Consider the following 12,645-nt stretch of genomic DNA (forward strand, 5'->3'; position numbering starts at 1 on the left):
CGCTTCCCCTGCCCCGGCCGACGCCGGGGCCGCCTCCTCAGCCCCAGGTCGCCGAGTAGTACCGCTGATACGCCTTGCGGTCCTGCTCGGCGCGGATGTACCGCGTCGCCACCAGCGCGATCAGACTGCCCCCGATCACCAGGAGTCCCGGACCGATGTTCCGGGTGTCCGTGAGCCGGGCCAGCAGCGTCTGCGTGGTCGCGCCGACGCCCGAAGCGGGAGCCGAGGAGCCCGGCGAGGCCGCGCCGGGAGCGATCGCGCCCTGCGTGGCCGCCGCGGACGGCGCCGGCGAGGCACCCTGCTGCCCGGCCCCCGCCTGCTGCTGCGACACGATCATCTGGACCCCGAGCTCACTCATCGCCTTCGTCACCGGCTGGAAGAACGTCGTCCCGCCCGTCGTGCAGTCACCGCTCCCGCCGGACGTCACACCGAGCGCGATCCCCTCGGAGAACATCGGCCCACCGCTGTCCCCGGGTTCGGCGCACACGTTCGTCTCGATCAGCCCGGTGACCGTGCCCTCGGGATAGTTCACCGTCGCGTTGAGCGCCGTGACCGTACCGTCGCGCAGTCCGCTCGTACTGCCGCTGCGGAACACCCGCTGCCCCACGGTCGGGTCGGCGGCGCCCGTGATCCGTACACCGTTGCCGTTGCCGATCGCCACGACGTCGGCGCCGTTCCCCGCCTTTCCGCCGTCGTACTGGACGAGGGAGAAGTCGGCGCCGGGGAAGTTCTGCTCGATGGTCTTACCGATCTGCGTCCGGCCCCGGTTGTCCGCGAACCAGACGGAGCCCGTGGGGCCGCAGTGCCCGGCGGTGAGGATGAAGTCGCTCTGCCCGTTGGTCACGTTGAAGCCCGCCGAGCAGCGCCCGCCGGTCGACAGGATCGGCTGCGCCCCGTTGACACGGGTCGTGAAGGTGCCCTCGGTGCGTTCCATGCGGACGAAGCCGCCGATGTTCTCGGCCAGTTCGGTCATCCGGGACCAGTCGGCGGCGGAGACGGTGCTGTCGGCCCGTACCACCACCTCGTTGGTCCGGTAGTCCACGGCCCAGGACGTGCCGGCCACCCGGGGTGCCGAACGCAGCGTGCCGGTCGCCGACTTGAGGTCGTCCATGCTGTGCTGCACCACCTTCGCGGTGGCGCCCGCCTTGCGAACCTGGGCGGCGGTGTCCTTGTCGGTGACGGCGACGACCGGCCGGCCCTCGGAGTCGATCCAGGAGCCCGCCGTACGGGACGTGCCGAGCCGCGACACCAGGTCGGAGCCCGTGGCCGAGGCCGACTGCGCGGTCGTACGCGGCAGGGCGGAGGCGTCCGAGGACTCGCTGGCCATGGCGCGTGTGACCATCACCGAGCCCAGAAGGAGTCCGCCGACGGCGGCCAGCCGTGTCACTCGCCGGACCATCCGTCGTCGTGCGTGCCTCATGCATGGCTCCCGAACCCCGAACAGCACGGCATCAACACCGCGTGGCGCTCCGGTAGTCGAGCGCCCTCCTGTCATACGGGGCCAGGGGCGTCTGCGTTCACCTCTTGCGCCCCACTCCGCCGTACAGGGCCACCCGCTGCGGCTCGGCGCCGTGCTCGCGCTCGGGACGCCAGCGCGAGCACGACACCACTCCAGGCTCCAGCAGGTCGAGTCCGTCGAAGAACCGGGCCACCGCCTCGGGCGGGCGCTGGGTCAGCCGGGGCGTGCCGTGCGCGTTCCAGAACCGCACGGCCTTGTCGACGTCCGGCATCGACGGGTGGACGACGGTGTGCGACAGCACGAGATGGCTGCCGGACGGCAACGCGTCCATGAGCCGTCGCACGATGCCGTACGGGTCCTCCTCGTCGTCGATGAAGATGACCACGCCGAGCAGCAATAGGGCGATCGGGCGCGTGAAGTCCAGGGTGGCGGAGGCCCGTTGGAGGATCTGCTGCACGTTGCGCAGGTCCTCGTCGAGATGGTCGGTCGCCCCCTGGGACGTGCTGGTGAGCAGGGCGCGGGCATGGGCCAGGACCAGCGGGTCGTTGTCGACGTAGACGATCCGCGACTCCGGTGCCAGGCGCTGGGCGACCTCGTGCGTGTTGTCGGCGGTGGGGAGCCCGGTGCCGATGTCGAGGAACTGGCGGACCCCGGCCTCCGCGACGAGATGCCGTACCGCGCGCCCCAGGAACAGCCGGTCGGCGCGCGCGTACTCGGCGATGCCCGGGTGCAGTTCACGGATCCGGTCACCCGCCGCGCGATCGACTTCGTAGTAGTCCCCGCCGCCCAGCCAGTAGTTCCAGATCCGCGCCGTGTGCGGCTGCAGCGTGTTGATCCGCCGGCGCAGTGATGCGGTGAGGTCCTCGGCGTCCGTCACAGGGCTCGGGTCTCCTGGAATGCCTGGTGGAGTACTTGGTGTACGACGTCAACCGGCAATCTAGACGGCGGAGTTGATGTTTGGTGAGGGGGCTGCGGCACTTTCCGCGTTTTCCGTGAGCGAGGCCCGGCTGCGCGCGTCACCCCACACCGACGTCGGCCCCACGAAGGGGCGCAGCAACGCGATGAGCGCCGGGTCAGCGCGCCCGTTCAGCTCGTCGGAAGCCAGCTTGCGGGCGATGCCGGCGAGGAAGTCGGCCAGCAGGACCCGCGGGTCCCAGCGCGCCTGCACCAGCTCCAGACCGGCGAACCCGATCCCGGCCCGCGCCGCCTGTTCCTCGATCCACGCGATGCGCTGCTCGGTGAGCATGTTCTGCCGGTCGTGCACCACCCGCACGGTGCGCCCGCCCGCGCTCCAGTGCGCGACCGTGTGCACGATGGCGGGCAGCAGCGGATTGAGTACGGGGATCAGAGGCGGCCCTTGGAGCAGGCGCGCCCGGTAGGCGTCGGCGCGGGGCCGGGCCGCCGCGAGCCGCTCCAGGATCTCCGTACGGGGATGCGCGCGCCGCAGGTCGTCCACCGTGCGGAAGAACCCGTCGACGGGACCGTCCGCCTCCCCGTTGACCCGGACCCGCAGCAGCCGGTTGGCCGCTTCGAGGAAGTCCCGCCACCGCTCCTCGCCGAACTCCCGCCGCCCCAGCCGGTACAGGGCGAGCGCCTCCGTCCCGTCGCCGAGCAGCAGGTCGACGGCCCGGTCCACGACGAAGTACGCCTTCTCGGTGAGATGGACATGGGCATGCCCGTCGATCGGTCCCGAGGGCGAGAGCAGCCACTCCAGGACGTCCCGGTGCTTCTCCCGCAGCAGATGGTTGGCCTTGTACTCGGTGGCGGGCGAGCGGATCCGGTCCCGGACCTCCTGGACGTACGCGGCGGCGACCTCCGTCGGCATGGACACACTGCCGTGCGCGAACACGTCGGTGTTGCCGCCGGTGAGGTTCTCCCCGTCCGACCCCGACTCGTCGCACACGACCTCCAGCGTGCCGTGTACGCCGTCATCAGGTTTCCAGGTCACGTAGAAGCCCCCTGTCCGGTGCGTCACCACCAGCATCCCCCGGACGAAACCAGAGGTGAACCGAATTGTTCGCGCCCCCTGGGAGCAGCGGCCCGATGATCCCTGCCTAGACTCCCCGCCATGAGCGACACGCCGCTGGACCGGCTCGGTGCCGGGAAGTATCTGCTGATCACCAGCTACCGCAAGAACGGCAGCCCGGTTCCCACCCCGGTATGGGTGGTGCGCGACGGGGACACCCTGGGCGTGTGGACGGTCGCCGACTCCTGGAAGGTCAAGCGGATCCGGGCCCGCGCCGACGTCCTCGTCGGCCCCTGCGACCTGCGCGGCAACCCGACCGGCGACCCGGTCCGGGCCACCGCCGAGATCTGCGACGCCGAGGCCAGTGCCCACTACCGCAGGCTCATCGCCCGCAAGTACGGCATCACCGGCCGGCTGAGCCTCCTCGGCAGCCGGCTGCGCCGAGGAGTGAACGGCACGGTCGGTATCCGCGTCACGTTGTGACGGACGCACAACACGGCCAGGGGGCACGGACCGGTCGGTCCGTGCCCCCTGACTCCGTGAGCGGGCCGGCTATGAGGCGTCCAGCACCGTGCCTGTCAGCACCGGGCGGTCCGGCAGCGGCTCGGCGTCGTAGTCGGTGAGCGCGAGTCGCAGCGACTCGGTGGGCTCCGCCAACTGGTCCTGGATCGTCACGACATCGAAGTCGGCGCTCGTGCTCCCGACCGGGATGTTGATCCACACCCACAGGTTCGCCTGGGACAGCGGCCGCTCCGGGTCCGGCACGTCACCGGCGTAGTCCATCAGCCACTGCGGATCCACGTCCTTCGTGGACAGCTCGGCCCCCTCCGTCACCGGCAGCACCCGCACCGGCTGCCAGATGTCCACGGCCGCGGGCTCGGCCAGCGACAACCGCCACTTGAGCGTCTCGCCCTCGTTCACCCGGTCGGCGACCGGGGTCAGGGTGATCACCGGCTCGGGGTCGTCGTTCTGGACGGTGATCCCGCCCCGGTGGGCTCCCACGACGGCGCCCCGCACCGCCTTCACCGCGATGTCGTGCTGCACGTCGTAGCCGAAGGTGGTGTCGCCCTTGACCTCGACCGGCACGTCGACGGTGTTGCTGCCGGGCTTCACCGTGACCAGCTTCTCGGTGCCGGAACCGGAGTCCGGGTCGAGGACGTACACGCGGACCTGGCCGCTGCCGTGCCCGGAGACCCGCACCGGGATCCGGTAGGTGACGGTGCCCGAGTCGCCCTCCTTGACGACCGTGCGGCCGACGTCGACGCGCGGCAGCGCCGCCGCCTTGACCGCCGGGGTACCGGCGGCCCAGCCCCAGGCGTCCATCAGCCAGGCCTGTCCGGAGCCGGAACGCGGAGTGATGTCAAGGGACTTGACGTGCTTGAGGTCGAGCCCCGCGCGGGTGGCGGCGGTGAGCGGTACGCGTACCTCGCGCGCCCAGTAGGAGGAGGTGCGGTCGGAGCCCGGCAGGCCGTCCACCTGGACGCGGCCGAGGTCGGCCTTGCGGCCGGCGGCGTCGGTGACGGACACGTCGAGCTTGGTTCCGGTGGTGTTCGGCGGAACGAAGACCCGCAGCGCGAGCTTCTGCGAACCGGCCATCGACAGCGGTTTCGGCGGGGTGATCCGCGCCGCCGTACCGGGCGCCGACCACTTCAGGTCGACCGCGCGGCGGCCGGTCTCCCGTTCGGTCTCCCACCATGCGAAGTGCGGAGAGGAGCCCTCCGTCTCCGGGGGCAGACAGGACACGGCGGGGTCGGGATCGATCGCCTCGCACAGCCGGGCGCCGGTCACCTTCACCGGACCGTCCGGCAGGAAGCCGCCGGCGCGTCGACCGCCGACCGCGTGGGTCAGCACCCGGGCCGGGTCGGCGGACGGCGCCCGCTTGCCGGAGCCGTCGAGCAGCGGACGCACCCGGTCGTCCCCGGCGAGGAACAGCCGGGCCGCGGCCGCGATGTAGGTGGCGCCCGCCTTGTGCTGCTGGTCGGCGGTCAGCCTGGTCCCGGTGCCCGGCTCGCACACCGGGTCGGGCCGCTCCTCGTCCTTCCAGAAGTCGTCCCAGGCGGGGGCCTCGGCCTGGCCCGGGGTCCACTCGCTGTTGAAGTAGTTGTGGTTGGCGCCGACCATGTAGACCGCGCTGTGCAGTGCGCCGCCCCGGCTGATCCCGCGCGTCCCGTCGGTGTACACCTCGCCCTGGAGGTCCGACACATCGCCGTCGCAGCCCGGCAGCAGCGTCACGGACGGCACGTCCGCCACCGGATTCTGGCCGAAGATCGTCGGTCCGATGAGCACGGTGCCGCGCACCTTCCAGCGCACCGGGCCCCGGTAGCCGTCCTGGGCGGCGGGCGGCGGGTACAGGCTGTCCATCGCGGCCCGGTTGACGCCCTCGCCGCCGCGGGAGTGCCCGACGAGCAGGACGCGGGAGAGATCGGCCTTCGCGCCCTGGCGTACGGCGGCCGGGGCGGTGCTCGGCCGGGCGGTCCAGGCGGCCCAGCGGGCGAGGTGCTGCCGCACCAGCGAGGAACGCGCCTGGGCGCCGGCGTCATCGGCCTCCGCGTCCTGGGCGTTGATGCCGTTCGCCGAGATCGACACCGTCACATAGCCCTGGGAGGCCAGGAGTTGCTGGTCGCGCTCGTAACCCCGGTAGCTGGGGATCGACTTGTAGCCATCCGGGCAGGGCCATTCACCGGTCACGTCGTCCTCGGCGCCCGGCTTGTAGCAGGTGGAGTGGCGGCCGTGCAGGAACAGCGCGAGCGGACGGGCGCCCGTGGCGCCCTTGGGGGCGATGACCTCCGCCTGCATCTCGATCGGGGTCTTGTAGCCGGGCAGGCGCACCGGGTCGAGCTCGTACTCCCCGCTGACCGTGCGGTACGACCCGGGCTTGCCGGGGTCGACGGAGTTCGCGGGCAGCGCGGCGGACTGCTTCGGGGTGACTCGGGAGGCCTTGCCCTGGTCGTCGGCGGCGGCGTCCAACCGGCGTCCTGCGGCCGTCACTTGAAGGTCCGTCAGGCCCTTGGTGGTGGCTTCCGCGAGGTTCAGCCGGAAGGTCCGGCCGTCCTTCGCCGGCTGCGGCACGCCGAGCAGCCGCTCCCCGGCCCGGAACTCGACGCGCGCGTCCCCCATGGGTACGTGCTTCGGAGCGCGCCAGACCAGCTCGCGCGCCGCTCCTTCCCCGTCGATCCGCCATCCCGGCGGCAGTCCGTTCTCGTCACTCGCACTCAACGTCCCCGTATCGGGCGGCTGTTGAGCCTGTACCGGTCCGGGCGAGCCCGCCAGGGCCGCCAGCACCGCCACGGCGGTCACACATATTCGCCGGGCACGGATCAAGGTTCACTCCTCAAAACCCAGAGCGCAGGCGTCCCGTCGGTCCCGGAAAGCCTCTCGCGTCACAGAGGACGGGTGCGGAGCGTCTGTGGGTTGTCTGTGAGGAGGGACGAGTGAGGTCCGAGGGATGTGATCAAGCCAGCGGAGCGCACGCAGGACTGGTGTGCCGTACGACGGGAAAGGCCCCCACAATGAGCCGAACTCCCTTTCTCCGCGCGGCAGTCGTCGGCACCGGCCACCGCGCCCAGCTGTACACCCGGGCCCTCGCCGCCCGCCCGGGCCACCAGGTCGCCGCCCTGTGCGATCCCAGCCCGACCCGGATGGCCTTCCACAACCGGCTGCTGGCCGAGGCCGGTGAAGGCGCCGCCACGCAGTGGGAACCCGAGCGCTTCAGCGACCTGCTGGCGAAGAAGGACATCGACGAGGTCGTCGTCACCACCGTCGACGCCGCCCACGACCACTACATCGTCCCCGCCCTGGAGGCGGGCTGCCGCGTGGTCACCGAGAAGCCGATGACCGTCGACGCGGACCGCTGCGCCCGCATCCTGAACACCGTCCGGGAGACCGGCAACTCCCTGACCGTCGCCTTCAACTACCGGTTCAACCCCGTGCACGAGAAGGTGCGCGCCCTGCTCGCCGAGGGCGCGATCGGCGAGGTCGTCTCCGTCCATTTCGAGTGGCTCCTCGACACCCGCCACGGCGCCGACTACTTCCGCCGCTGGCACCGCGACAAGCTCAGCAGCGGCGGGCTGATGGTGCACAAGTCGAGCCACCACTTCGACCTGGTCAACTGGTGGCTCGCCGACGTACCGCACGAGGTCTTCGGCTACGGACGACTCGCCTTCTACGGCAGTGCGGCGGGCGAGCGCCACGGGCTGCGCCGCGACTACGAGCGGGCGCACGGCGCCGAGCCGGCCGCCGACGACCCCTTCGCCCTGGACCTGGCGGCCGACGACACACTGCGCGCCCTGTACCTGGACGCCGAGCAGGACGACGGATACGTCAGGGACCGCAACGTCTTCGGCGAGCCCGTCACCATCGAGGACGACATGGCGGTCCTGGTGCGCTACACGCGGGGCGCGACGATGACGTACCACCTCACCGCCTACTCCCCGTGGGAGGGCTACCGGGTCATGTTCAACGGCAGCGCCGGGCGGCTGGAGCTCGAGGTCGAGGAGAGCCGCTGGCAGCGGCCGGCGACGCGGATCACCTCGGGCACCGGAGCGCTGCACGGGGACACGGCCGCGGAGCACGCCGGGGGCGCGCGGCTCGTACTGCGGCCGCTGTGGGAGCCGCCGGTGGAGGTGCCGCTCGTCACCGCGCACGAGGCGCACGGTGGGGGAGACCCGCGGATGCTGGACGCGCTGTTCGGGCCCGTGGACGCGGGCGTGGTGACGGAGGAGGGGGCACATCCCACACCCCACGGAGCGCGACGGCGCCCGCGCACTGGCCGTCGGGCTCGCCGCCAACCGGTGCTTCGAGACGGGGCGGCCCGTGGCCGTGCGGGCGCTGATCCGTGGGGTGTGGGACGACTGAGCCGATGCGCGGGGTGGGTCGGGTGACCAGGAGATCCGACCGGGAGCGGTGGAGCGGCCCGGCCCCGTCAGCTCCAGGCGCGGTAGGGCTCGTCGAGCAGCTGGAAGACGGGCTCGCCGCGCACCGGGTCCTTGGCCGCGGACAGCCGCACCCGGTCCCCGCTGTGGATGCCGATGAGCGGGCCCATGACGCGGCCGCGCACGACGAACCCCTCGGTCATCTCGATCATCGACACATTGCGCGCGGCGGGGGTGTTGCGGTGCACCACCGAGGAGTGACGGACGATCCCCATGCCCTCGCTGCGCTCCGTGCGCAGGTCGCTGCCCTGGCAGACTGGACACAGCAGCCGGTGGTACATCGCGGTGCCGCACCAGGTGCAGCGCTGGAAGAGCATGGCGTCGGACACCGGGGCCGACGGTTCGAGCAGGCCCGCTGCGGAGCCGAATCCCTGACGGGCAACGCTGGCTGAGTGGTGGTACACGCTGGTCAACTCCCTGCGCTCGGGCGGAATCCCACATGCCCGGTTCGCTGTGCCACCGTGCACGCCATCAATGTATGGCACTGAGTGCCACCAGTAAAGGTACTGCGTACCCTGAATTTCTCGGCGGTCCCGTCGGGGGATCGGTCGGGGGATCAGTCCTCGCCGAGCGTCGCCTCGATCTCCTGGACGACCCGCCACAGGGGCGCCCCGCGCCGGGAGACGAGGACCACCACGTCCTCGGTGCGCTCGGCGTCGGAGGGCGGCGCGCCGAACGCGGACCTGACGTACCCGAGCGCGTGGTCCATCTCCGTACCCACATCGCCCTCACCGTCCGAGCGCAGCCAGGAGCGCAGCGCGTTGTTGTGCGCCGCGGCGACGGCCGCCGCGGCCACGTCGGCCTGCAGGGCCCCGTCGCGCCGCCCGGCGAGCCGTCCACGGAGGTAGTCGGCGAAGGCGCGCTCGTAGCGCCACACCACGGAGAGCTCGTACGCGCGCAGCCCGGGGACCTGCTTGGTGAGCCGATAGCGCTGCACCGAGAAGGCCGGGTTCTCCGTGTACATCCGCAGCACCAGCCGGACCGCGTCGCAGACCCGCTGCACCGGCTCGTCCGCGTCGTCGCCGGCGGCGAGGAAGGCCGTCACGTCGGCCAGGCAGCCCTCGTGGTCGGGGAAGACCACGTCCTCCTTGGAGGGGAAGTAGCGGAAGAACGAGCGTCGCCCGACCCCGGCGAGCGACACGATGTCGTCGACCGTGGTCTGCTCGTACCCCCGCTCCGTGAACAGCTGGAAAGCCGCTCCGATCAGGGCGTCCCGCATGGGCGGCTTGGTGGGGGCCGCTTCCGTCTTCTCGCTCATGGACGGGAACGTAGCACCGGAGCGGCATGGGCAGCACTCGGTGCGCTCTCATGGGGAACTGAGTGCCGCACGCTGTAATGGTCGATCGTATTGATCGAAAGTGATCGATATGATTGTGGGCGTAGAGTGAGCGATTCGGGATCACGCTCCGCGTCGGCCCGTAGATCGTCCGTCCGGCCTCGCCCCAGGGGGATTCCATGCGACTGCACGTCGACCAGCGCCACGAGCGGGTACTCGAACTTGTCCGGCAGCGGGGCAGCCTGCGGGTCGCCGAACTCGCCGCCGAACTCGGGGTCTCCGCGGTCACCCTGCGGCGCGATGTGGAGGCGCTGGCGGCGCAGGGGCGGGTGCAGCGGCTGCATGGCGCGGTGGTGTGGCCGGGGGAGGGGGCGGTCGAGGTGCGGGAGCGGGCGGAGGACTCCGAGGGCGTCGTGATCGGAATGATCGTGCCGACCACGAACTACATCTTCGCCGACATCGTCCGCGGCGCCCGGGAGGCCGTCGCCGCGCAGGGAGCACGGCTCGTGCTCGGGGTGACCGGATATGTCGACGCCGAGGACGCGGTGCAGGCCGAGCACCTGGTGGCGGGCGGAGCCGAGGGGCTGCTGGTCGCACCCAGCTGGTTCGGCGGCGTCCCCGTCGACGGCCAGGAGAAGTGGCTGCTGGAGCGCGATGTGCCGGCCGTTCTGGTGGAGCGCTCCGCGCCGCCCGCGAACCCGGCGGCGGTACTCGACCGGGTGCGCACCGACCGGGCGCACGGGGCCGCGGTCGCCGTGAGTCACTTCGCCTCGCTCGGACACCGCAAGATCACCGCCGTGCTGCAGGACGGCCCGCACGCAGTGCAGATCTCGGCGGGATTCCAGGCGGCGGTGCAATCCCTGGGGCTCGACGTCGACACGGCCGCCCCGAGCGTGCGTGAGCACGGCGACTATGAGGCGAGCGTCGACTACCTGGTCGAAGCGGTGAAGAAGCGCGGCGTCACCGCGGCACTGGTGCACAGCGACGAGGACGCGATCGTGCTCGTGCCCCGACTCCAGGCGTGCGGCATCCGCGTGCCGGGCGATCTGGCGCTGATCGCCTACGACGACGAGGTGGCCGGCCTCTCCGACGTGCCGCTCACCGCCGTCGCACCGCCCAAGCGCTCGGTCGGGGAACTCGCCGCTCAGCTGCTGCTCCAGCGGCTCGCGGAGCGCAGGAGTGGTCAGCGGCCGGGTCCGCGTCAACACCTGGACCTGCTCCCGGAGTTGAGGATCCGCTCCTCCTGCGGTGGCGATCCCTCGGCGAGTTGAAGCTGAATGATCGATCGATGAGCGTTGTTCGATCGTTTTGATTGTCTTGCGCGAACGCTCTTGACTCCGATCGTGTGCGCACAAAAGATGTCCTTCGACCGCCTCTTTCCGTACGAGGTCTCGTAGGAGCCGTACATGACGCGCACTTCACGTTCGTTCCGCACCGCAGCCGTAGCCGCCGTCGCAGCCCTGGGCCTGTTCGCCACCGCCTGCGGCGGCGACGGTGACACGTCCGACTCCGCGTCCGACGGCAAGCCGGTCACCCTGAACTACTGGACCTGGACACTCGGCGCCAAGTCGACCGTCGAGGCGTTCAACAGGACCCACAAGGACATCCAGGTCAAGTTCACCGAGATACCGAGCGGCACCGAGGGCTACAGCAAGATGGCCAACGCGGTGAAGGCGGGCAACGCGCCCGACGTGGCCACGATCGAGTACCAGATGGTCCCCGAGTTCGCGAGCCAGGGGAACCTGATCGATCTGACCGAATACGCCGGTGAAACGGTCAAGTCGAAGTTCCCGGAGTCCATCCAGAGCCTCGTGACCTTCGGCGGCAAGACCTGGACCGTCCCGTACGACGCCGCGCCGCAGCTGTACTACTACCGCACCGACCTCTTCGAGAAGTACGGCATCGAAGTTCCCAAGACCTGGGACGAGTTCAAGACGGTCGCTGAGAAGGTCAAGAAGGAGGACAAGAACGTCCGCCTGGCCTCCATGCCCAAGAGCGACCCGGCACTGCTGGCCGCGCTGTCCTGGCAGGCCGGCGGCAAGTGGTTCGGCACCGAGGGCGACGCGTGGAAGGCCGGCGTGAACGACGCCGACACCAAGAAGGTCGCCGCCTACTGGGACGGTCTGGTCAAGGACGACCTCGTCCAGACCTTCACCGGCTGGAGCCCCGAGGAGACCAAGGCCCGCGCCTCCGGCAGGACCCTCTCCTTCCTCGGCGCCTCCTGGTCCGCGGGCGGCATGAAGACCTCGATGCCCGATCTCTCCGGCAAGTGGGCCGCCGCCCCGATGCCCAACTGGGGAATCGCCGCCAGCGGCAACTACGGCGGCACCTCCTACGGTGTCCTCAAGGGCAGCGACCACGCCGAGGCCGCGGCCGAGTTCATCACCTGGCTCACCACGGACAAGGCCGGCGTCGAGGCCCGGCTCGCCGACCTGGAGTCGCCCAGCAGCGCCCTGCCGGCCAACCCGGAGATGCGTGAGGTGGCGGCCGCCAAGTTCGACACCGCGTACCTGAACGGCCAGGACCTCTACGCGCTCGCCTCCGAGCAGGTCGACACCATCGTGCCCGGCTGGACCTGGGGCCCGAACCAGATGGACGTCTACACCGCCGTCCAGGACGCCACCGCCGGGTCCGGCTTCACGGCGGGCGTCGACGCGGGCCAGGAGAAGGCGGAGTCCGGCATCACGGAGCGCGGCCTCAAGCTCGCGAAGTAGCGGACCGGGGCGACCGCGGCCGCACCCGAAGCCGTCCCGCACGGGCCGGACCCACCGGACGCGCCGCGCGACGGGCCGGATCCGCACCAGGACCGATACACCCGCCCCTCCCCACCTCACGCACCTCCGTCGGGCATGGGGCCCTGCCCCACCGACGACACGGCCCCGCCGCCTCCGGCCACCGGCCCGGCCACTTCAGGTACGGGCTGCACCGGCCCGCCGCCTCCGATTACGACTGAACACTCCGGCCACCGGCCCGGCCGTCTCCGGCCCCGGCTTCACCTTCCGGCCACTGGCCC

The 12,645-nt window shown here is 71.2% G+C and carries 9 protein-coding genes and 1 pseudogene; 4 read left to right on the plus strand and 6 right to left on the minus strand.

The genetic code is table 11. The features are described 5' to 3' along the window. Nucleotides 1–37: 37 nt before the first annotated feature. The 3 genes from ACWD3I_RS39205 to ACWD3I_RS39215 all read right to left on the minus strand — a co-directional run bounded on the left by ACWD3I_RS39205 (nt 38) and on the right by ACWD3I_RS39215 (nt 3,407). The gene (locus tag ACWD3I_RS39205) at nt 38–1,420 is read right to left on the minus strand and encodes a S1 family peptidase (RefSeq protein WP_365413363.1); all 1,383 of its coding nucleotides are present in this window, start codon (nt 1,418–1,420) and stop codon (nt 38–40) included. A 97-nt stretch (nt 1,421–1,517) separates the two neighbouring features. Then, nucleotides 1,518–2,336: an SAM-dependent methyltransferase gene (locus tag ACWD3I_RS39210; RefSeq protein ID WP_451084307.1), complete on the minus strand. Its 819-nt coding sequence runs from the start codon at nt 2,334–2,336 to the stop codon at nt 1,518–1,520. A gap of 60 nt (nt 2,337–2,396) precedes the next feature. Further along, complete coding sequence (locus ACWD3I_RS39215) at nt 2,397–3,407, minus strand: hypothetical protein (protein WP_365409714.1); 1,011 nt, start codon at nt 3,405–3,407, stop codon at nt 2,397–2,399. A 120-nt stretch (nt 3,408–3,527) separates the two neighbouring features. On the opposite strand from ACWD3I_RS39215, the gene ACWD3I_RS39220 reads away from it, so the two are divergent. Beyond that, entirely contained in the window at nt 3,528–3,908 is a 381-nt protein-coding gene (locus ACWD3I_RS39220) for a PPOX class F420-dependent oxidoreductase (RefSeq protein ID WP_266884437.1), read from the plus strand. Between the two features lie 69 nt (nt 3,909–3,977). Here the strand turns inward: ACWD3I_RS39220 and ACWD3I_RS39225 are convergent, their stop codons facing one another. After that, nucleotides 3,978–6,746 (minus strand): alpha/beta hydrolase, encoded by a 2,769-nt coding sequence (locus tag ACWD3I_RS39225; RefSeq protein ID WP_365409711.1) that lies wholly within the window; start codon nt 6,744–6,746, stop codon nt 3,978–3,980. A 188-nt stretch (nt 6,747–6,934) separates the two neighbouring features. On the opposite strand from ACWD3I_RS39225, the pseudogene ACWD3I_RS39230 reads away from it, so the two are divergent. Beyond that, nucleotides 6,935–8,279, plus strand: a pseudogene (locus ACWD3I_RS39230) (Gfo/Idh/MocA family oxidoreductase). 67 nt (nt 8,280–8,346) lie between these two features. Here ACWD3I_RS39230 and ACWD3I_RS39235 read toward each other — a convergent pair. After that, nucleotides 8,347–8,760, minus strand: coding sequence for a Zn-ribbon domain-containing OB-fold protein (locus tag ACWD3I_RS39235; protein ID WP_365409708.1), 414 nt, complete (start codon nt 8,758–8,760; stop codon nt 8,347–8,349). 152 nt (nt 8,761–8,912) lie between these two features. Next, on the minus strand, nt 8,913–9,614 hold the full coding sequence (locus ACWD3I_RS39240) for a TetR family transcriptional regulator (RefSeq protein ID WP_451084308.1): 702 nt from the start codon (nt 9,612–9,614) through the stop codon (nt 8,913–8,915). Nucleotides 9,615–9,811: 197 nt separating this feature from the next. On the opposite strand from ACWD3I_RS39240, the gene ACWD3I_RS39245 reads away from it, so the two are divergent. Then, nucleotides 9,812–10,903 carry a substrate-binding domain-containing protein gene (locus tag ACWD3I_RS39245; RefSeq protein ID WP_365409705.1) on the plus strand — a complete coding sequence of 364 codons (1,092 nt, stop codon included), beginning with the start codon at nt 9,812–9,814 and terminating at the stop codon, nt 10,901–10,903. 135 nt (nt 10,904–11,038) lie between these two features. Next, nucleotides 11,039–12,346, plus strand: a complete 1,308-nt coding sequence (locus tag ACWD3I_RS39250; protein ID WP_365409702.1) for an ABC transporter substrate-binding protein — start codon at nt 11,039–11,041, stop codon at nt 12,344–12,346. The last annotated feature ends 299 nt before the right edge of the window (nt 12,347–12,645 follow it).

The sequence above is a fragment of the Streptomyces sp. NPDC002817 genome, assembly GCF_053592055.1.